The sequence below is a fragment of the Amycolatopsis jiangsuensis genome, assembly GCF_014204865.1.
Lineage (GTDB): Bacteria > Actinomycetota > Actinomycetes > Mycobacteriales > Pseudonocardiaceae > Amycolatopsis > Amycolatopsis jiangsuensis.
Genome location: NZ_JACHMG010000001.1, coordinates 697183 through 716379, shown reverse-complemented (window position 1 = coordinate 716379; position 19197 = coordinate 697183). Strand labels below are relative to the sequence as shown.

The following is a 19197-nucleotide window of genomic DNA, read 5'->3' as shown; positions in this document are numbered from 1 at the left end:
CCTATGATGACCACGTCTGCGTAAAAAACACAAGACTCTCCCGGGAACTATCAACAGGAATCCTGATTGTTACTGGTCAGCTTCGCGGGCGCAGGCCCAGGTCGGCCCGCCGGCGGGCCTCCACGGCCCGCTCGAACGGGGTGTCCCCGCGGGTGCCGCCGGCCTCGGCGAACAGCGCGGCGATCCGCGCGCTGTCGTGGTGGGCGGCGAGCCCGGCCAGCGCCGGGGAGGACTCGGCGAGCACCTCGCGGAACCGCTGTTCGGCCAGCGGCCCGAGCCGGTCGTAAACCTCGAGGAACAGCCGCTGCGCCTCCACCCGCCGCCAGCCCGCCGGCAGCAGCACCGCAGGCAGATCCGGGTCACGCTCGGGAAAACCGCGCCAGGCGACGCGCAGCTCGGTGCGGGCGCGCAGAGCCTCGGCCGGGCCGATCCGTCCCGCGGCCAGGCGCTTCCGCAGCGGAAGGTAGGCCTGCTCGAAATCGGCGTACTGCCGGGCGAGCGCCGACAGGTCGAACGCCGTGGCCGGGTCGCACCCGCCGGGCACCTCCTCGGCACGCAGCACCGTCGCGCGCTCGATGCCGAGTTCTTCGACCAGCTCGCGGGCGGGGCCCGCCATCGGATGCGGCGAGACCCAGCAGCCGTCGTAGAGCGCGGCGAAACCCAGGATCCGCAACCGGGTGCGCAACGCGTTGCGCACGTCCCGGTCCTGCTCCGGCACGGAGAAGACCAGGACCGTCCACCGCCCGTCCCATTCGGGCGCGGTGGCGCCGAAGGTGAGCACGCGGTGCGTGCGGCTCACGATGACGTCGCTCGTGCGCGGCGGAATGCCGTAGGCCGTTGTCCGCCCGGCCCGGGAGGTGGTGAGCAGCCCCTTCGCGGCGAGCCTGCGCATCGCCGCGCGCGCGTTCTCCTGCCCGATCCCGAATTCGGCGAGCAGCCGGACCAGCGCGGCGGACGGGATGTGCTCGTCACGCCAGTACCAGTAGTCCCCCAGCAACGAGGTCAGCAGCAGCTGCGGTTCGGCTCGCGACCGTCCCTCGTCCGGCATGGTGCCCCCTCTCCGCGCGCAGGGTACGCGCTCGCCGGGCCCGGACCGGCGGGCCCGGCCCGGGAATCCGGGTGTTGCCATTGGCGACATCTTCTGCGACGCTCGTCAGCATCGTAGTCGGCAATGATCGCGGAAGCGCTGCCGACGCACCACACGCCTGGCACGACCCAACGCAGGGAGAACCTCGCCATGCGCCTTCACCCGCTCCACAGGCCACGCCCGCAGCCACCCCACCCGCAGCCACCGCGCCCAGCACGGCGGGTACCCCGCGCGGCCACGCTGCCCGGCTTGCTGGCCGCTGCCCTCCTGCTCGCCGGCTGTGGCGCCACTTTCGGTGATCCGTCCGACGACGCCCAGCCCGCCCCCGCGGGGTCGGACGCGTCACTGCACGACGCGCTCCCCGATTCGGTCAAGAGCTCCGGAGTGCTGCGGTTCGCCGGCGACTCGCACCCGCCCTACCGGACAGTGGCCTCCGACGGCTCGATCACCGGGATCGACAAGGACTTCCAGGACGCGCTGGGCAAGGTACTGGGAGTGCGGACCGAGGTCAGCATCGTGGAAAGCCTGCCCGCGGCTCTGCAGGGCATGCTCGCCGACCGCTACGACGCGTTCAACGGACCGGTGAAAGCCACCGCGGAGCGCGAGAAGCAGTTCGACACCGTCACCTGGATGACGACGCGGACCTCCTACGTCGTGCCCGCCAAGGGATCCGCGGCGATCAAGGACGCCGCGGACCTGTGCGGCAAACGCGTCGCGCTCGTCGCCGCCGGCGTCGTGGAACAGCAGGTGAAAAACCTTTCCGCATACTGCCGCAAGAATGGGAAGCCCGCGGTGCAGGCGGTCGGGCTCGCGGACACGAACTCGACCCTGCTGGCCACGCAGTCCGGTCGCGCCGAGGCCGCGGGCATGACGCAGGCCTCGGCGATCGACGTGACCACCCAGCAGAAGGGTGCTTACACCTCGGTCACGCAGACCGAGGAGCAGGGTGCGACCGCCGACAAGCTCGCGCTGTACGTCCCGAAGTCCACCGGACTGGGCCCGGTGATGCAGAAGGCGTGGACCGAGCTGTTCCGCACCGGGAAGTACCGGGAGATCATGAAGAAGTGGGGCCTGACCGAGGTCATGGTGAGCGCGCCGGAGTTCGACGCCGGGACAGCGTCGTGACCGCGACCGCCGCCGGGCCGACCACCGCCGCCGAGGCCCCCGACGTGGCCACCGCCCGCCGCCGCCGGCACCCGTGGCGCTGGGTCGCGTCACTGGTGCTGCTCGTGCTCGCCGCCGAGATCGTCTCGTTCCTGGTGGGCAACAAGCGTTTCCAGTGGGACGTGGTCGCGGCCAACCTCTTCGCGCCGTCAGTGCTGGCCGGCCTCGGCACGACGGTGCTCCTGGCCGTGCTGGCGATGCTGATCGGCTCCGTGGTCGGCGGGTTGCTCGCCGCCGCGCAGCTGTCGGACTTCGGGCCGCTGCGCTGGGCCGCGACGCTGTACGTCGGTGTCTTCCGCGGTATCCCGCCGCTGGTGCAGCTGATCTTCTGGTTCAACCTCGCCTATCTGCTGCCGCGGCTGTCGATCGGCGTGCCGTTCGGGCCGACCATCGTGAGCTGGAACGCCAACGACGTGATCACCCCGCTCACCGCAGGCGTGATCGGGCTGTCGCTGGTCGAATCGGCCTACCTGGCCGAGATCATCCGCGCGGGCGTGCTCGGCGTCGAGCAGGGACAGCGGGAAGCCGCTTCCGCCATGGGGTTCACCCCGCGGCAGACCTTCTTCCGGATCGTGCTGCCGCAGGCGATGCGGGTGATCCTGCCCCCGGCGGGCAGCCAGTTCATCAGCGTGCTCAAGGGAACCGCGCTGGTGTCGGTGATCGCGATGAACGATCTGCTGCACGCCGTGCAGGTGATCTACAACCAGACCTACCAGATCGTGCCGATGCTGATCGTGGCGTGCGTGTGGTACCTCCTCGTGGTCACGTTGCTGACCTTCGGCCAGCGCCGTCTCGAACGGCATTTCTCCCGCGGGCACGTGCGGACTCCGGCGGCCGGAGGTGCGGCGTGAACGTGGTGAGCCTGCGTGGGGTGACGAAGCGCTTCGGCGAGCACACCGCGCTCGATCAGGTCGACCTCGACGTGGCCGAGGGCGAGGTCGTGGTGGTGATCGGCCCGTCCGGTTCCGGGAAGTCCACTCTGGTCCGCTGCGTGCACCAGCTCGAGCCGATCGACGGCGGGGCCATCCACCTCGACGGCGAACTGCTCGGCTACGAGCACCACCGCGGCGGGCTGCGGCCGTTGCCCCCGCGGGCGAGGGCGGCCCAGCGGAGGCGGATCGGGATGGTGTTCCAGCAGTTCAACCTGTTTCCGCACTTCACCGCACTGCGCAACGTCACCGAGGCGCCGGTCCGCGTGCACGGACGCGACCGTGCGGACACGGAGCGGGCCGCGCGGGAACTGCTCGAACGCGTCGGTCTCGGGGACCGCATGGGGCACTATCCACGCCAGCTGTCCGGCGGGCAGCAGCAACGGGTGGCGATCGCCCGTGCGCTGGCGGTGGATCCGCGCGTGCTGCTGTTCGACGAGCCGACCTCCGCGCTCGACCCGGAACTGGTCGAGGAGGTGCTCGGCGTGCTGCGCGGGCTCGCCCGCGACGGGCTGACGATGGTCGTGGTCACCCACGAGATGGCGTTCGCCCGCGAGGTCGCCGACCGGATCGTGTTCATGGAAGCCGGTCGCATCCTGGAAACCGGGCCACCGGACCGGCTTTTCGGCTCTCCGTCCAGCGCGCGGCTGCGCGCGTTCCTCGCCCGCCACACCCGGGAGGTACCGGCATGATCACCGTCGCCGCGGTCGGGGACCTGATCCTCGACGAGCCCGACCCCGCGTCGTTTCTCGCTCCGTCCGCGCGGGTCCTGCGTGCCGCCGACGTGACCGTGGGACACGTCGAGGTCCCGCATTCCACGACCGGCACGCAGGTCAGCACGGACGTGCCGGCCCCGCCGGCGGATCCGGCCGCGCTGGAAGCACTGTCCGAAGCGGGGTTCGACGTGGTCACCCTCGCGGGCAACCACATCTTCGACGCCGGCGAGGTGGGCGTGACCGACACCGTCGCGCACGCCCGTGCCGCGGGGCTGGTGCCGGCCGGTGCCGGGGCCGATCTGGCCGAGGCGCGCACTCCGGCCATCGTGGAGCGTGGCGGCCTGCGGATCGGCGTGCTGTCCTACAACTGCGTGGGTCCGAGAGAATCCTGGGCCACCTCACGCAAGGCCGGCTGCGCCTACCTCCACGTGCTCACCCACTACGAACTCGACCACGCGAGTCCCGGCGGGCCGCCGAAGATCTACACCTTCGCGGACCCGGACTCGCTGGACACGGTCGCCGAAGACGTGGCACGGCTGCGTGCGGAAGCCGATGTGGTCCTCGTGGGACTGCACAAGGGAGTCGGGCACACCCCGGCCGCGGTCGCGATGTACGAATCGCCCGTGGCGCGCGCGGTGGTCGACGCCGGAGCGGACGCTGTGTTCGGGCACCACGCACACATCATGCGGGGCGTCGAGGCGTACCGCGGGAAGCCGATCTTCCACGGCCTCGGCAACTTCGTCACCGTCACCCGTGCGCTGACGCCCGCCGAGGGCGGCGACAGCGCCGAACGCGCGGCCTGGGCCGAGCGGCGCAAGGCGCTGTACGGCTTCGCCCCGGATCCGGCGATGCCGTACTACCCGTTCCATCCGGAAAGCCGCAACACCGCGATCGCCTTCTGCCGCTTCGATTCCGGCGGCCTCGTCGACGCGGGGCTCGTGCCGTGCCGCATCGACGACGGCGGCCGCCCGGTGCCGCTTCCGCCGGGCGAAGACGCCGAAGTCGTGAGCTACCTCGAAGACATCACCGCGCGCGCGAAGCTCAACGGCGCGCTGGTCCGCCGCGGCGGCGAACTGCTGCTCGCCGGTGCGGGCCGCAACCAGGAGAGGACCCCATGACCGACCAGCCACTCGCCGGCCGCACCGTCATCGACCTGACCACGGCGCTGGCCGGCCCGTACGCCACGCTCCTGCTCGCGGGACTCGGCGCCACCGTGATCAAGGTGGAGAACCCGCTCACCGGCGGGGACACCTCGCGCAACAACGCCCCCTACCTCGGCCGCGACGGGCTCGCACTGGCCCGCAGGCACGACGACGACATGTCGGTGTCCATGCTGGTGCGCGGACGGGGCAAGAAGTCCGTGACGCTCAACCTCAAGGACCCCCGCGCCACAGCGGTGTTCCACGATCTGGTGCGCGACGCCGACGTGGTGGTGGAGAACTACTCCCCCGGCGTGACCGAGCGGCTCGGCATCGACTACGCGTCACTCCGGGAGACCAACCCGCGGCTGGTCTACACGTCGATCAGCGGGTTCGGCGCGCAGGGCGGGCCCGGATCGGGCAAGGCCATGGACTCGATCATCCAGGCGCTGTCGGGCGTGATGCTGACCGCGGGCGAACCAGGTGGCGATCCGGTGCGCTTCGGCCTGCCGATCGGCGATCTGCTGGCGCCGCTGTTCGCCGTGGTCGGCACGGTGTCCGCGCTGTTGCAGGCCGAGACGACCGGACAGGGCCAGCACGTGGACGTCTCGATGCTCGGTGCCCTGACGTCACTGGTGGCGTGCGAGCCGTTCGACGCGTTCGACGCCGTCGGCCTGCCCCAGCGCACCGGCTCGATGGTGCCGCGCCTCGCCCCGTTCGGGATCCTGCCCGCCGCGGACGGGCACATCGCGCTGTGCGCGCCGACCGACGCGTTCGCCCGCGGGGTGCTCACCGCGATGGGCCGCGACGACCTGGTGGCCGACGAGCGCTTCCGCACCCGGGACCAGCGCGTCGACCGGGCCGACGAACTGCACGGACTGATCGGCGACTGGTGCGCCGCCCTGCCCGCCGCCGAGATCGTGGCCCGGCTGGCCGAGCACGGGGTGCCCGCCGCCGAGGTGCGGGACCCGCGTCAGGCCGTCCGTGATCCGCTGGTGCGCGAACGCGGTGAGGTCGTGCCGATCGCGCATCCACGGCACGGCGCGGTGGCCGATCTGTCGGCCACCGGCGTGCCGATCGTGTTCTCCGGGGCGACGGTCGGGCTGGACGCGCCCCCGCCCGCGCTCGGCGAGCACAACGACCATGTCTACCACGGGCTGCTCGGCTACAGCACCGACGAGATCGCGGCGCTGACCGCGGCTTCCGTCATCTGATCCGGAGGAGAAGCGATGTCACTGGCCGCACTGACGGCCCCCGCCCCGCCGCCGGCTCGTCCGGTGGCCGGCTACGTCGGCGCCGACGTGCCCGTCGAACTGCTCACCGCGGCCGGCCTGCATCCCGTCCGGCTGGCCGGATCGCCACGCGAGGACGCCGCCGAAGGCCGTCGTTACCTCGGCGGCGGGCTGGACCCGGTCGCGTGCTCGGTGCTCACCCGGCTGCTGAACGGCGGATACGGACCGCTCGACGTGCTCGTCGTGTCGCGTGACTGCGAAGCTTCGCTGCGGTTGTTCTACGTACTGCGGGAACTGCGGCGGGTCGAGCCGTCCATCGCGCTGCCGCCGGTGCATCTCGTCGACGTGTTGCACCTGCCCTACCGCACCACGACGAAGTACGTGCTGGCGAAGGTACGGCAGTTCCGCGGGTGGCTGGCCGGGCAGGGACATCCGGTGACGGATGCGGCGCTGGGCGAGGCGGTGTCCACGCACGACCGGATCCGCGGTCTCCTGCGGGGACTCGGCGAATTCCGGGCACGCCGGGTGCTGAGCGGAACCGAGATGCTCGGTGTGGTGTCGGCCGTGAACACCCGACCGGCCGCGGAAGTGGTGCCGTTGCTGGGAAACCTGCGCCATGAGCTGTCGGGCCGGTCTGCGCTGCCCGGCCGGCCCGTCTACCTGACCGGCAGCAGCCACGACAGTCCCGAGGTCTACGAGGCGGTGGAGGCCGAGGGACTGCTCATCGTCGGGGAAGACCACGACCGGGGCGATCTGCTGGCCCTGGGCGACGTCGGTGCGCCGACAGAGCAAGCGCTGGCCGAGCGGTACCAGTTCGCCGGGCCCGCGGCGGCGCGGGCGTCGATTGCCGCGCGGGCAGCGCATACTGCGTCCGCCGTGCGGGAGCGGGAAGCCGAGCTGCTGATCTCCTACGTGCGCCGCTTCGACGACGCGCCGCCGTGGGATTTCCCCGCCCAACGCCGGGCCGCCGGAGTATCCGCGGTGCTCGTGGACCGGCAGTCCTACGGGAAGATCGAGCTGGACCGCCTGCCCTTGGCGGTGGCGCGATGACCGCCAGGCTGCCCAGCGCGGCCGCCGCGACGGCATACCAACGGCAGTGGTTCGCCGACCTGCACCGTGCAGTCGCCGACGGCGCACCGCTGGCGCTGGTGAACGCCGACGCTCCGCAGGAGATCTTCCGCGCCATGGGGATTCCGTACGTGGTGAACCAATGGTGGGCGTCGATCGTCACGGCGAAGCGGCGGGCGCAGGACCACCTCGCGCGGCTGCGGGACCGCGGCTATCCCGACTACACCGAGCAGTACAGCTCGCTCTCGCTCGGCAGCGCGTTCGACTCGGAGCCCGCGACCGCGCCGTGGGGCGGGCTGCCGAAGCCGTCGATCGTGCTCGCCGAAACCACCGGGGACGCCTCGCGGAAGATCTTCGACGTCTGGGGCGAGCAGGAAGACGTGACGTTCTACCCGTTGGAGAGCGCCGCGGCCGATCGCGTCCCCGAACGGTGGTGGGAGCTGATGCCGCACCGCTGGGAGGAGGCCGTGGGCACCGACCGGATCGACCTGCTCACCGGGGAACTCGAGGGGCTGGTCCGGTTCCTGGAGCAGACCACCGGCCGCCGGTTCTCCGGGCAGCGCTTCGCCGAAGTGATGGCGCTGGTCAACGAGCAGGAGGAGTGGAACCGCCGCACGCGGGACCTGGTCGCCGCGGCCCGGCCCTGCCCCGTGGCCGTCACCGACAGCATCCCGGCGGTGATGATCCCGCAGTGGCATCGCGGTACGGAGTGGGCACGCGACGCCGCGCGCCGGTTGCACGACGAGGTCGCCGAGCGTGTCGCCGAAGGCGCCGCAGTGTGCCCGGGGGAACGTTCGCGGCTCATGTGGGTCGGCCGCGGACTGTGGTTCGACCTGGACTTCTACCGTCGTTTCCAGGAGCGCCACGGTGCGGTTTTCGTGTGGTCGATGTACCTCGCGATCGCCGCGGACGGTTACCTCCGCTACGGCGGCGACCCGATGCGTGCGCTGGCCGCGAGGTTCGCCGCATTCTCCGACCAGCTCTACACGCCGCCGTGGTCGGCGGAATGGTACGTGAAGGAGGCACGGGCGCACGGTGTGGACGGTGTCGTGCACCTCGTCTCCGATGACGCACGCGGCAGCTGGGCCACCACCCGCGCGCTGCGCGCCGCCGGCGTCCCGGTGCTGGAGCTGCACGCGGACAACGTCGACGCCCGCCGTTCCGATCCCGAGCACCTCGACCGCGCTGTCGGCGAATGGCTCGCCGCTGAAGTCGCCTGAGACCACCGGAACCCCTGCACCAACGACCGCTGCACGGAGGCACCGTCATGCCCGCACGTTCCCGAAAGCTGTTGTTCGGCACGCTCGCGATCGTGGTCCTCGCCGTCGCGGTCCTCGCGACGACGCTGGTGGCCACGCAGCCTTCGCAGGCCGCCGGCTCGTTCGGCTCGTACCGGCCGCGGCAGGAGTACACCGAACAGGTCACCGAATCGTTCTACCTGCCGATGCGGGACGGGACGCGGCTCGCCGTCAGGCTGGACCGTCCCGCAGTGGCCGGCCGCGCCGCGGACGGGAAATTTCCGGTTCTGTGGCAGCACAGCCTGTCGATCGACCGTAAGCCCGAGGACGGTGCCGGGCCGAAGACCGGCGGTATCCAGACCATGCCGACTCTCACCGCGTACGGCTACGTCGTCGTCCAAGTCGCGCGGCGTGGCAACGGGCAGTCCTTCGGCGTGCGACGCGGTTACAACGACCGTCTCGAAGCAGGCGACGCGTACGAGGTCACCGAGTGGCTCGCTCAGCAGCCGTGGTCGGACGGAAATGTCGGCATCTACGGCTGTTCCAACACCGGCGACGCGGCGATGCACGCGTTGACCGTGCGGCCGCCGCATCTCAAAGCCGTGCTCGCCGGGTGCTTCTCGTGGGACAAGTACGACGCGTGGCGCGTCGGCGGCATTTCGGCGCAATGGGGTTTCGGGCCGTCGCGGACGGTGGAGCAGGACCTCGAGAACAACCCGGTCGACGGCGACGATGACAAAACCTTGTTGCGCCAGGCCGCGATCGAGCATCAGAAGTCCACTGTGCTCGCCGACATGTGGCGGGAAATGCCGTACCGGGACAGCTATTCACCGCTGGTTTCGTCGAAGTTCTGGTCCGAGGGCAGTGTCGGCAGCTACGCCGACCAGATCCGCGCTTCGCACGTGCCGGTGTACGTGATGGGCGGCTGGCGGGACGAGCTGCGCGGGCAGGGCATCGCGACGCTGCTGAACGTGCCCGGCTCGCGGTTGCTGATCGGGCCGTGGAAGCATTGCGAGAACGCGGGTTTCGCGCTCGTCGAAGAGGCACACCGGTTCTTCGACGAGCACCTCAAGGACGTCGACACCGGAATCGACCACGAACCCCGGATCCGGTACGCCACCCCGGACTCCGACGCCGCCGACGCCACCGGGCTCACCTGGAAGGCCGCGGAGACGTGGCCACCGGCCGGGACCACGTCGTCGGCCATGCCGCTGGACGCTCGTTCCTTCACCGTCCGCACCGGCGTGCAGTGCCCGACCGACCCCGGCAGCGGCTCCACGATCCAGCCGTGCCCCATTCCCGAGGCCGGAGCGAGCTGGGCCGGCAAGCCCCTCGGCGCCGACCGCGAACTGACCGGAACACCGGTGGTGGACCTGACGGTGCGCCTGAACCGGCCCGACGCCCACATCTTCGCGTATCTGGAGGACGTCGGCCCGGATGGGAAGACGACCGTGATCACGGAGGGTCGCCAGCAGGTTTCCCTGCGCGCCAAGCAACCTGCGCCCTACACACTGCCCGCCGGCGTGCCCTGGCACCGTGCGTACACCCAGGACAGCCGTCCCCTCGCCGCGGGCGAGTCGGCGCAGCTGCACTTCGCGATGCTCCCCACGTCGTACCTCGTGCGCGGCGGCCACCACCTGCAGGTCACAGTGACCGGCTACGACCCGCGGGAAACCGGCGTACTGCCGGACGCCGACGGGGCGCGGATCGAGGTGCTGAACGGCTCGGCCGTCGAACTGCCGTCCGCATCCGGGAAGTAGGCCGGCCTCACTCGTGTCCCGTCAGCAACAACGAACCCAGCGGCGTGATCCGGTGGAAGACCGCCGGACCGCGGCGGCTGCTGCGGACGAGACCGGCGCTCAGCCGACCATGGCAGCTCCGTCGCCGAGTACCGCGGGCAGGTAGCGCTCCGGCTCGCCGAAGAGCAGCGCGCTGCTGTACGCACGCTTGAAGTACAGATGCGCGTCGTGTTCCCAGGTGATGGCGATCCCGCCGTGCAGCTGGATCATCTCGGCCGCGGCGAGCCGGAAAGCCTCCGAACAGACCACTTTCGCGGTCGCCGCGGCGGCCGGGAGGTCGTCGCCGGTGAGTGCTGCGGCCACCCCCGCGTACAGCGCGGAACGGGCGGCGGCGACCTGCACGTGGACGTCCGCCATCCGGTGCTGCAGTGCCTGGAACCCGCCGATCGGACGGCCGAACTGACGACGCTGCTTCGTGTACTCGACGGTCAGCTCGAGCGCCCGAGCGGCTGCACCGACCTGTTCCGCGGCCAAGGCGACCACGGCCAGGTCACGCAGCCGGCCGAGGGGGAAGGCGCCGTGGTCCAGCCTTCTCGCGGGGGCCCCGGAGAACTCCGCGGTGCCGAGCCTTCGCGTCGGATCGAGGGTGGGCTGCGGTTCGCGCCGGGCGTGGTCCGGACGCACTTCGAACAGGCCACGACCGTCCGCGGTGTGCGCGACGACCAGCAGGACGTCGGCGAGCACGCTGTCGAGCACGTAGTCCGCCCGGCCGTCGATCCTGCCTCCGGACTCCGTGCAAACCGGCTCCCAGCCGCCGTCCGCGCCGCAGATCGCGAGGGCGGCCAGCCTGCTGCCGTCCGCGATGCCGGGCAGCAGGCGCTCGGCATCGCCGGTCCCGGCCAGCAGCAGTGCTTGTCCACAAAGGACCACCGAACCCAGCATCGGTGCCGGCGTCAGGGTCCGGCCCAGCTCTTCGAGTACCACGCAGGCCTCGGCGACGGTCGCACCGGCGCCACCGTGGTCCTCGGGGATCGCGAGTGCGGCCACACCGATCTGCTCGCAGAGCGTCGACCACAGCTTGTCGTCGTACCCGAGCGGCGAATCCATGGCGGTACGCACGTCGGAGCGCCGGGTCAGCAGGGCTCGCACCGACTCCCGCAGCGCTTGCGCCTCCTCTGTCCACATCGGATCCGCGTTCATCGGGCACCCGCCACGGCACGCAGAACCCGCGCCCGGTGGAACGACGCGCTGCCCCAGGCACCGATCAGCGCACGCACCTTCGTGAGCCGGAGGCCGAGGTCGTGTTCCTCGGTGTAACCGATCGCCCCGTGCACCTGCAACGCTGTCCTCGCGGCCAGGTACGCCGCCTCCCCCGCGAACACCTTCGCCGCCGAAACCTCCCGCGGCAGCAGCGGGTTCCGCTCGGCCGCCGCCACCGCCGCTCCGTGCACCAAGGGGCGGGCGAGCTCGAGCTGGGTGGCGACGTCGGCGAGGAGGTGCTTGACCGCCTGGTACTCCCCGATAAGCCTGCCGTACTGACTGCGCTGCTTGGCATACGCGACCGTCGCGTCCAATAGCCACTGCCCGGCACCGAGCAGCTGCGCGCAGACCGCGAGCACTCCCATCTCGAACGCGCGATCGCCTCCGTCGACCGGCGACGACTGCCCGGCACTGAGCCGGAACAACCTGCGTGCCGGATCGATCGAGCGCACCTGCCGGTCCACCCGGACCGCACCGGCGGATCCCGCCCGCAGGTCGAGCACGACGTCGGCCACGTCCGCGTCCAGCGCCAACGGCACTTCCGGTGCGGCGACGACGGTCGCGAACGCGTCTCCGGTGGCCAGCGCAGGCAGCCACCGGTCCGCGGCCTCGCCGGTGAGCGCGACCGGGGCGACCGCGGCCGATTCGACCACCGGCCCGGGCACCGCGTGGTAGCCGAGCGCTTCGAAGGCCACCACGAGGTCGACTGCATCCCCGCCGAAACCGCCGTGACGATCGTCGGTGAGCAGCGCGCACGCTCCCAGCTCGGCCAGCGCGCGCAGGAGTTTCCGGCCTGGTTCGTGGCGCCCGGCCGCCCAGGCCCGTGCCGCAGCGGGCACCTCCGTACCCCGCAGCATTTCGTCGAGGCCGGCGCGGAACTGCCGTTGCTCCGGGGAAAGCGTGAACTTCACCGGCGTGCCTCCCTCGGCAGTCCCAGCAGCCGTTCGGCGATCGTGTTGCGTTGGATCTGGTCGGTGCCGCCGTAGATCGGGCCCGCCAGCGAGAAAAGGTAACCGTCCACCCAGGACCCGGCGGCTTCACCCTCCGGGCCGAGCAGGTCCAGCGCGGTCTCGTGCAGTGCGACGTCCACATGCGACCAGAAGAGCTTGTTCACACTTGACTCCGGCCCCAGCGAACCACCTTCGGCCAGCCGGCTGGCAGTACCGAAAGTGTAGAGCTGGTAGGCCCGCGCGCCGATCCACGCGTCCGCGACCCGGTCCGCGGCCGAGGCCGGACGGCCGTGCTCACGCCAGAGCGCGGCCAGCCGGCCGGACGCTGCGACGAACCGGCCCGGGCTGCGCAGGGACAGCCCGCGCTCGTTGTTCGCGGTCGTCATCGCCACCCGCCAGCCCTCGCCGGGTTCGCCGAGCACGTCCTCGTCGGGCACGAACACGTGGTCAAGGAAGATCTCCGCGAACCCGGGTTCGCCGTCCAGCTGCGGGATGGGCCGCACGGTGACGCCCTCTGCCCGCAGGTCGAACATGAAGTAGGTCAGCCCGTGGTGCCGGTGCGCGCCGGGGTCCGTGCGGAACAGTCCGAAAGCACGGTCCGCGAACGCCGCGCGCGAGCTCCACGTCTTCTGCCCGGACAGCAACCAGCCACCATCGGTGCGCACCGCGCTGCTTCGCAAGGCCGCGATGTCGCTGCCTGCTTCGGGTTCGGACCAGGCCTGCGCCCACACCTGCTCGCCGGTCGCCATCGGCGGCAGGATGCGGTCCCGCTGCCGCGGGGTGCCGTGCGCGAACAACGTGGGCGCCAGCATGAAGATGCCGTTCTGCCCGACTCGCCCCGGTGCACCCGCCGCGTAGTACTCCTCCTCGAACAGCAGCCACTGCAGCGGCGAGCAGTCGCGCCCGTGGTAGGCCTCCGGCCACGACACCACCGACCACCGCGCCTCGGCGAGCAGCGCCTCCCACTCGCGGTGCCGGGCGAACCCCTCCGCGGTGTCCATCGAGGGCAGCGGCTTCGCCGGCACGTGCTCGGCCAGCCATGCCCGTGCCTCGTCACGCAGCGCCGCGGAACCGGCGTCGATGTCCAGATCCATCACGCCTCCCCGTTCGCGTCCCGCATGGACCGCGCCGACTGCCCACCGAGCGAATCCTGCGAGGTCTCCGCGTTGTGCGCGTGGGCGAAGTGGTGCAGCCCGAACACCGAGTCCATTCCGGACCGCAGGCCCATCAGATCCTCCGCCTGGTTCACCGCCTTCTTCGCCAGCGCGAGGCCGAACTGCGGCATCGCCGCGATCTTCCCGGCGAGGGCGGACACGTGCTCTTCCAGCTGCTCGCGCGGGACGATCCGGCTGACCATCCCCCATTCCTTCGCCTGCTGCGCGGAGAACCGCTCCCCGGTGAACAGCACCTCCTTCGCCGCCCGCGGACCGAGCACCCAGGGATGCGCGAAGTACTCCACCCCCGGAATTCCCATCCGCACCACGGGATCGGCGAAGAACGCGTCCTCACTTGCGACGATCAGATCACACACCCAGGCCAGCATCAGCCCGCCCGCGATACAGGCGCCCTGCACCGAAGCGATCATCGGCTTCGGAATCTCCCGCCACCGCCGGCACATCCCCAAGTACACTTCGGACTCCCGCGCGAACCGCTGGTCCCCGCCCGTGCGGTCGGTGTGATCCCACCACTGCACCGCACGGCGGTCGAAGCGGACGTCCGCGTCCCGGCCCGGCGAGCCGATGTCGTGCCCGGCGGAGAAGTGCTTGCCCTCGCCGCCGAGCACGATGACCTTGACCGCCGCGTCGTCGACCGCGCGGGTGAAGGCGTCGTCCAGCGCGTAGGTCATCGCCGAGTTCTGCGCGTTGCGGTAGTCCGGGCGGTTCATCGTCACCAGCGCGACCGGCCCGCGGCGTTCGTAGCGGACCACCGGTTCACTCATGCCTTCTCCTCACTCAGCAGCCGCTTCAGCACCTTGCCGGAAGCGTTGCGCGGCAGTTCGGTCACGAACTCCACCGACCGCGGGACCTTGTAGTTGGCCAGCCGTCCCCGGCAGAACCCGAGCACCGTTTCGGTGCTCAGCCCGTCCGCGGGCACCACGAAAGCCTTGCCGACCTCACCGAGGCGCGCGTCGGCCACGCCGATCACCGCCACGTCGCGCACCCCGTCCAACTCGGTCAGCGCGTGCTCGATCTCGGCCGGGTAGACGTTGAACCCGCCGCAGATGTACATGTCCTTGACCCGGCCGGTGATCGCCAGGTTCCCCGCCTTGTCCAGCACGCCGACGTCGCCGGTGCGCAGCCAGCCCTGCTGGTCGAGGGCCTTCGCGGTCGCCTCCGGGTCATCGAGGTAGCCGAGCATGACGTTCGGCCCGCGCACCACCACCTCCCCCGCCGGTGGCCGGGTCGCCACCTCGAATCCCGCCGTCGCCCGCCCCGACGTCGCGGCCACGAGTTCGACTTCGTCGCCGGGACGGCACATCGTGACCACCACCGCCTCGGTGAGCCCGTAGGCGGTGAGCACGGTGTCGAAGCCGAGCTCCGAACGCATCCGCCGGACCAGCGAGGCCGGCACCGAAGCCGCACCGGTCACGGCGAGCCGCAGCGACGACAGGTCCCGCCCGGCCCGTTCGGGCAGCAGTGACTGGAAAATCGTCGGCGCACCGGGTAGCGCGGAAATCCGTTCCCGTTCGATCAGCTCCAGCGTCTCCGGCACGCTGAACACCGCCTGCGGCACGATGGCCGCACCGGTCAGCAGGCAGACCACGATCCCCGCCTTGTAGCCGAAGCTGTGGAAGAACGGGTTCACCACCAGGTACCGGTCCCCGGCCGTCACCTCCCCGCAGCGAGCCCACGCCGCGGCCACGTCCACCACCTGGCGATGCGCGGACAGCACCCCTTTCGAACGGCCGGTCGTGCCGGAGGTGAACAGGATGTCGCTCACGTCGTCCGGCCGCACCGCCTCCGCCCTGGCCTCCACCTCGGCAGCGGACACGGTTTCGGCCCTGGCCAGGAATTCCTCCCAGCCGAGTGTGCCCGGCACGCAAGCGTGCGGCTGGTCCAGCGGAACGCGCACCACAGTGGTCAGCTCCGGCAGTTCGACACCGGTGGCCCGGATCGCCGCGTACCGGTCGGTGCCCAGGAAATCCGCGGCGACCACCAGTGCGCGCGCCCGGCTGCGCACGAGCAGGTCGGTGGTTTCCACACCGGTGAACCGGGTGTTGACCGGGACGAGCACCGCGCCGCTGTAGAGCGCGCCCAGCGCCGCGAGCACCCACTCCGCGGTGTTCGGCAGGACGATCGCGATCCGGTCACCGGGGCGCACCCCGCTCGCGGCGAACGCCCGTGCCACGCGCTGAACATGTTCCAGAAGTTGCCGGAAATCCAGCCGGAAACCGCCGTCGGCCAGCGCCTCGGCGGCGCCGAACTCCGCTGCCGCCGCCCGCAGCACGGCGGGGATCGTCGTCGGCGGCATCGCACCCTCCCCTGGACCAAGGAACTAGAACGTGTTCTCATTATGCCAGTGCGCACCGGCGCGGGGAAGGAGTGGCGCGTGAACGACGAGGATCCGCCGCGGGTGCGCCGCGAGATCGCCGCCTGGCTGGCGGACAACCTGACCGGCGAGTTCGCACGTCTGCGTGGACTGGGCGGCCCCGGACGGGAGCACGAGGAGTTCGACCTGCGGCTGGCGTGGGAACGCCGTCTCGCGGCCGCCGGGTGGACCTGTGTGGGATGGCCTGCCGAGTTCGGCGGACGTGGGCTGTCGCTGGCCGAGCAGGTCGCCTTCCACGAGGAGTACGCCGCGTCCGGGGCACCGGCCAGGGTCAACCACATCGGGGAGCAACTGCTCGGGCCGACGTTGATCGCGTTCGGCACGCCGGAGCAGCGGGCCCGGTTCCTGCCGCGGATCGCCGCGGTCGAACAGCTGTGGTGCCAGGGCTACTCCGAACCCGGCGCGGGCTCGGATCTGGCGGCGGTCGCCACGTCGGCGGAGCTGCGCGACGGCGAGTGGGTCGTGAACGGGCAGAAGGTCTGGACGTCGCTGGCCCACGTCGCGGACTGGTGTTTCGTCCTGGCCCGGACCGAATCCGGCTCCCGGCGCCACCACGGGCTGTCCTACCTGCTGGTGCCGTTGCGCCAGGACGGCGTCACGGTGCGCCCGATCCGGCAGCTGACCGGCACCAGCGAGTTCAACGAGGTGTTCTTCGACGACGCCCGCACCGGCGCGGGCCACCTCGTCGGCGAACCCGGCGAGGGCTGGCGGATCGCGATGGCCACCCTCGGCTTCGAACGCGGCGTGTCCACGCTCGGTCAGCAGATCGGCTTCCGCCGCGAACTCGACAGCATCATCGCCGAGGCGCGGCGCACCGGCACCTGGGACGACCCGCTACTGCGGGCCGACCTCGCCCGCGCCCGGATCGGGCTGCGGGTGCTGCGGGCGCACGCCCTGCGCACGCTGGGCCGCCCGGCCGGCCCGGAGGTCGCCGTCGGCAAGCTGCTTTGGGCGGGATGGCACCGCGGGCTCGGTGAACTCGCGCTGCGCGCCCGCGGCGCCCGCTCCCTCGTCCACGACGGCGACCTCGACGAAGGGCAGCGGCTGTTCCTGTTCACCCGCGCCGACACCCTCTACGGCGGCTCGGACGAGATCGAACGCACCATCATCGCCGAGCGCGTGCTCGGCCTGCCCAGGGAGGCCCGCACATGATCCCCGACTACCCGCCGGGACACGACCTGCTGGCCGGGAAAGTCGTCGTGGTCACCGCCGCCGCGGGCACCGGAATCGGCTCCGCGGTGGCGAAACGCTGCCTCGAAGAAGGCGCGGAAGTGATCGTCTCCGACTGGCACGAACGCCGCCTCACGGAGAAGGCCACCGAACTCGAAGCGCTGGGGAAAGTACACGCCATCCCGTGCGACGTCACCAGCGAGGACCAGGTCCAGGCGCTGGTCGACGGCGCCGTGGAGCGCTGCGGCCGGATCGACGTGCTCGTCAACAACGCGGGTCTCGGCGGCACCGCCTCCGTGCTCGACATGACCGACGACGAATGGTCACGGGTCCTCGACATCACCCTGACCGGCACGTTCCGCTGTACTCGCGCCGCCCTGCGCCGGTTCGTCGCCCAGGGTGGCGGCGGGGCGATCGTCAACAACGCCTCGGTGATCGGCTGGCGGGCGCAGGCAGGACAGGCGCACTACGCGGCCGCCAAGGCCGGCGTGATGGCGCTGACCCGCTGTTCAGCTCTCGACGCCGCCGAGCACCACGTACGGGTCAACGCGGTCGCCCCCAGCCTGGCGATGCATCCGTTCCTGGCCAAGGTCACCAGCGACGAACTGCTGCGTGAACTCGAACAGCGGGAGGCGTTCGGCCGCGCCGCGCAACCGTGGGAAGTGGCCAACGTGATGGTTTTCCTCGCCAGCGACTACGCGAGCTACCTGACCGGTGAGGTCGTGTCCGTCTCCAGCCAGCATCCCTAGGAGTTCTTGTGCCCGAAGCCTTTCTGCTCGACGCCGTGCGCACTCCGGTCGGCAGGCGGGGCGGCGCGCTGTCCGGATGGCACTCCGCCGACCTCGGCGCGCACGTGCTCGCCGCGCTCGTCGACCGCACCGGCATCGACCCGGCGCTGGTCGACGACGTCATCCTGGGCTGCGTCGACACGCTCGGCCCGCAGTCCGGCAACCTCGCGCGCACCGCGTGGCTCGCCGCCGGACTGCCCGACCACGTGCCCGGGGTGACCATCGACCGCCAGTGCGGATCGAGCCAGCAGGCCGTGCACTTCGCCGCGCAGGCCGTGCTGTCCGGCACCCAGGATCTGGTGGTGGCCGGCGGGGTGCAGAACATGAGCCGGATCCCGATCAGCGCCGCGATGCTCGCCGGGCGCGACTACGGGTTCGACGATCCGTTTTCCGGGTCGAAAGGCTGGCAGGACCGCTACGGCGGCGCGGAGATCTCGCAGTTCCGCAGCGCGGACATGATCGCCGCGCACTGGGACATCACCCGATCGGCCATGGAGGAGTACGCGCTGCGCAGCCATCGGCGTGCGCTCGCGGCCATCGACGCCGGCTGGTTCGACGCCGAGACCGTGCCGGTCGACGATCTGCGCCACGACGAAGGTCCCCGCCGCGACACCAGTCCGGAACGGATGCGCCAGCTGAAGCCGCTCGCCGAGGGATCCCGCCTCACCGCGGCCGTGGCCAGCCAGATCTCCGACGGGGCCAGCGCCGCCCTGCTGGCCTCGGAGAGCTTCGCGCGGGCGCACGGGCTGACCCCCCGTGCCCGCATCCATCACCTGTCCGTGCGCGCGGCGGATCCGGTGTGGATGCTCACCGGACCGATCCCGGCCACCGCCCAAGCCCTGCGCAAGACCGGCCTGACAGTCGACGACATCGACCTGTTCGAGGTCAATGAGGCCTTCGCGAGCGTCGCACTCGCCTGGCTGGACGAGACCGGCGCCGACCCCGCGCGCGTGAACGTGAACGGCGGCGGTATCGCCCTCGGTCACCCGATCGGCGCGACCGGGACCAAACTGCTCGCCACCCTGCTGCACGAGCTGGAACGCCGCGGCGGCCGCTACGGCCTCCAGACGATGTGCGAGGGCGGCGGCACGGCCAACGTCACCATCATCGAACGCCTGTGAACCCGGCCGCCGGTGTCCGTGCGAGACCCGCACGGACACCGGAAATC

The 19197-nt window shown here is 71.3% G+C and carries 17 protein-coding genes; 11 read left to right on the top strand and 6 right to left on the bottom strand.

Features of this window, described 5'->3' with window-relative positions:
* Window positions 1-76: 76 nt before the first annotated feature.
* Window positions 77-1048 carry a PaaX family transcriptional regulator gene (locus tag BJY18_RS03040; protein WP_184777463.1) on the bottom strand — a complete coding sequence of 324 codons (972 nt, stop codon included), beginning with the start codon at window positions 1046-1048 and terminating at the stop codon, window positions 77-79.
* Window positions 1049-1336: 288 nt separating this feature from the next.
* On the opposite strand from BJY18_RS03040, the gene BJY18_RS03035 reads away from it, so the two are divergent.
* The 8 genes from BJY18_RS03035 to BJY18_RS03000 are packed head-to-tail and all read left to right on the top strand — an operon-like array spanning window position 1337 to window position 10333.
* A complete protein-coding gene (locus BJY18_RS03035; RefSeq protein WP_246458749.1) occupies window positions 1337-2212 on the top strand; it encodes a transporter substrate-binding domain-containing protein in 876 nt (291 codons plus the stop codon).
* Window positions 2209-3102 (top strand): amino acid ABC transporter permease, encoded by an 894-nt coding sequence (locus BJY18_RS03030; RefSeq protein WP_184777461.1) that lies wholly within the window; start codon window positions 2209-2211, stop codon window positions 3100-3102. The genes BJY18_RS03035 and BJY18_RS03030 overlap by 4 nt, the downstream gene beginning before the upstream one ends.
* On the top strand, window positions 3099-3872 hold the full coding sequence (locus BJY18_RS03025; protein ID WP_376774638.1) for an amino acid ABC transporter ATP-binding protein: 774 nt from the start codon (window positions 3099-3101) through the stop codon (window positions 3870-3872). The genes BJY18_RS03030 and BJY18_RS03025 overlap by 4 nt, the downstream gene beginning before the upstream one ends.
* A complete protein-coding gene (locus tag BJY18_RS03020; protein WP_184777459.1) occupies window positions 3869-5014 on the top strand; it encodes a CapA family protein in 1146 nt (381 codons plus the stop codon). Before BJY18_RS03025 ends, BJY18_RS03020 begins: the two co-directional genes overlap by 4 nt.
* The gene (locus BJY18_RS03015) at window positions 5011-6249 is read left to right on the top strand and encodes a CaiB/BaiF CoA transferase family protein (RefSeq protein WP_184777457.1); all 1239 of its coding nucleotides are present in this window, start codon (window positions 5011-5013) and stop codon (window positions 6247-6249) included. Before BJY18_RS03020 ends, BJY18_RS03015 begins: the two co-directional genes overlap by 4 nt.
* 15 nt (window positions 6250-6264) lie before the next feature.
* Entirely contained in the window at window positions 6265-7317 is a 1053-nt protein-coding gene (locus BJY18_RS03010) for a 2-hydroxyacyl-CoA dehydratase family protein (RefSeq protein ID WP_184777455.1), read from the top strand.
* Window positions 7314-8555, top strand: coding sequence for a 2-hydroxyacyl-CoA dehydratase family protein (locus BJY18_RS03005; protein WP_184777454.1), 1242 nt, complete (start codon window positions 7314-7316; stop codon window positions 8553-8555). The genes BJY18_RS03010 and BJY18_RS03005 overlap by 4 nt, the downstream gene beginning before the upstream one ends.
* A gap of 47 nt (window positions 8556-8602) precedes the next feature.
* Window positions 8603-10333, top strand: a complete 1731-nt coding sequence (locus BJY18_RS03000) for a CocE/NonD family hydrolase (protein WP_184777453.1) — start codon at window positions 8603-8605, stop codon at window positions 10331-10333.
* Between the two features lie 99 nt (window positions 10334-10432).
* Here the strand turns inward: BJY18_RS03000 and BJY18_RS02995 are convergent, their stop codons facing one another.
* The 5 genes from BJY18_RS02995 to BJY18_RS02975 are packed head-to-tail and all read right to left on the bottom strand — an operon-like array spanning window position 10433 to window position 15993.
* Window positions 10433-11512 carry an acyl-CoA dehydrogenase family protein gene (locus tag BJY18_RS02995; protein WP_246458748.1) on the bottom strand — a complete coding sequence of 360 codons (1080 nt, stop codon included), beginning with the start codon at window positions 11510-11512 and terminating at the stop codon, window positions 10433-10435.
* Window positions 11509-12483, bottom strand: a complete 975-nt coding sequence (locus BJY18_RS02990) for an acyl-CoA dehydrogenase family protein (RefSeq protein WP_184777452.1) — start codon at window positions 12481-12483, stop codon at window positions 11509-11511. Before BJY18_RS02990 ends, BJY18_RS02995 begins: the two co-directional genes overlap by 4 nt.
* Window positions 12480-13616 (bottom strand): acyl-CoA dehydrogenase family protein, encoded by a 1137-nt coding sequence (locus BJY18_RS02985; protein ID WP_184777451.1) that lies wholly within the window; start codon window positions 13614-13616, stop codon window positions 12480-12482. Before BJY18_RS02985 ends, BJY18_RS02990 begins: the two co-directional genes overlap by 4 nt.
* A complete protein-coding gene (locus BJY18_RS02980) occupies window positions 13616-14461 on the bottom strand; it encodes an enoyl-CoA hydratase (RefSeq protein WP_184777450.1) in 846 nt (281 codons plus the stop codon). The genes BJY18_RS02985 and BJY18_RS02980 overlap by 1 nt, the downstream gene beginning before the upstream one ends.
* Entirely contained in the window at window positions 14458-15993 is a 1536-nt protein-coding gene (locus tag BJY18_RS02975) for a FadD3 family acyl-CoA ligase (RefSeq protein WP_184777449.1), read from the bottom strand. The genes BJY18_RS02980 and BJY18_RS02975 overlap by 4 nt, the downstream gene beginning before the upstream one ends.
* 42 nt (window positions 15994-16035) lie before the next feature.
* On the opposite strand from BJY18_RS02975, the gene BJY18_RS02970 reads away from it, so the two are divergent.
* The 3 genes from BJY18_RS02970 to BJY18_RS02960 are packed head-to-tail and all read left to right on the top strand — an operon-like array spanning window position 16036 to window position 19150.
* Window positions 16036-17223, top strand: coding sequence for an acyl-CoA dehydrogenase family protein (locus tag BJY18_RS02970; RefSeq protein ID WP_184777448.1), 1188 nt, complete (start codon window positions 16036-16038; stop codon window positions 17221-17223).
* Window positions 17220-17990 (top strand): SDR family oxidoreductase, encoded by a 771-nt coding sequence (locus BJY18_RS02965; protein ID WP_184777447.1) that lies wholly within the window; start codon window positions 17220-17222, stop codon window positions 17988-17990. The genes BJY18_RS02970 and BJY18_RS02965 overlap by 4 nt, the downstream gene beginning before the upstream one ends.
* 8 nt (window positions 17991-17998) lie before the next feature.
* Window positions 17999-19150, top strand: coding sequence for an acetyl-CoA C-acetyltransferase (locus tag BJY18_RS02960; protein WP_184777446.1), 1152 nt, complete (start codon window positions 17999-18001; stop codon window positions 19148-19150).
* The last annotated feature ends 47 nt before the right edge of the window (window positions 19151-19197 follow it).

Bases quoted from the DNA above. Each gene is read 5' to 3' on its own strand.
- BJY18_RS03040 (WP_184777463.1), bottom strand. From the start codon at position 1,048: ATGCCGGACGAGGGACGGTCGCGAGCCGAACCGCAGCTGCTGCTGACC.
- BJY18_RS03020 (WP_184777459.1), top strand. From the start codon at position 3,869: ATGATCACCGTCGCCGCGGTCGGGGACCTGATCCTCGACGAGCCCGAC.
- BJY18_RS03015 (WP_184777457.1), top strand. From the start codon at position 5,011: ATGACCGACCAGCCACTCGCCGGCCGCACCGTCATCGACCTGACCACG.
- BJY18_RS03010 (WP_184777455.1), top strand. From the start codon at position 6,265: ATGTCACTGGCCGCACTGACGGCCCCCGCCCCGCCGCCGGCTCGTCCG.
- BJY18_RS03005 (WP_184777454.1), top strand. From the start codon at position 7,314: ATGACCGCCAGGCTGCCCAGCGCGGCCGCCGCGACGGCATACCAACGG.
- BJY18_RS03000 (WP_184777453.1), top strand. From the start codon at position 8,603: ATGCCCGCACGTTCCCGAAAGCTGTTGTTCGGCACGCTCGCGATCGTG.
- BJY18_RS02995 (WP_246458748.1), bottom strand. From the start codon at position 11,512: ATGAACGCGGATCCGATGTGGACAGAGGAGGCGCAAGCGCTGCGGGAG.
- BJY18_RS02985 (WP_184777451.1), bottom strand. From the start codon at position 13,616: ATGGATCTGGACATCGACGCCGGTTCCGCGGCGCTGCGTGACGAGGCA.
- BJY18_RS02980 (WP_184777450.1), bottom strand. From the start codon at position 14,461: ATGAGTGAACCGGTGGTCCGCTACGAACGCCGCGGGCCGGTCGCGCTG.
- BJY18_RS02975 (WP_184777449.1), bottom strand. From the start codon at position 15,993: ATGCCGCCGACGACGATCCCCGCCGTGCTGCGGGCGGCGGCAGCGGAG.
- BJY18_RS02970 (WP_184777448.1), top strand. From the start codon at position 16,036: ATGCCAGTGCGCACCGGCGCGGGGAAGGAGTGGCGCGTGAACGACGAG.
- BJY18_RS02965 (WP_184777447.1), top strand. From the start codon at position 17,220: ATGATCCCCGACTACCCGCCGGGACACGACCTGCTGGCCGGGAAAGTC.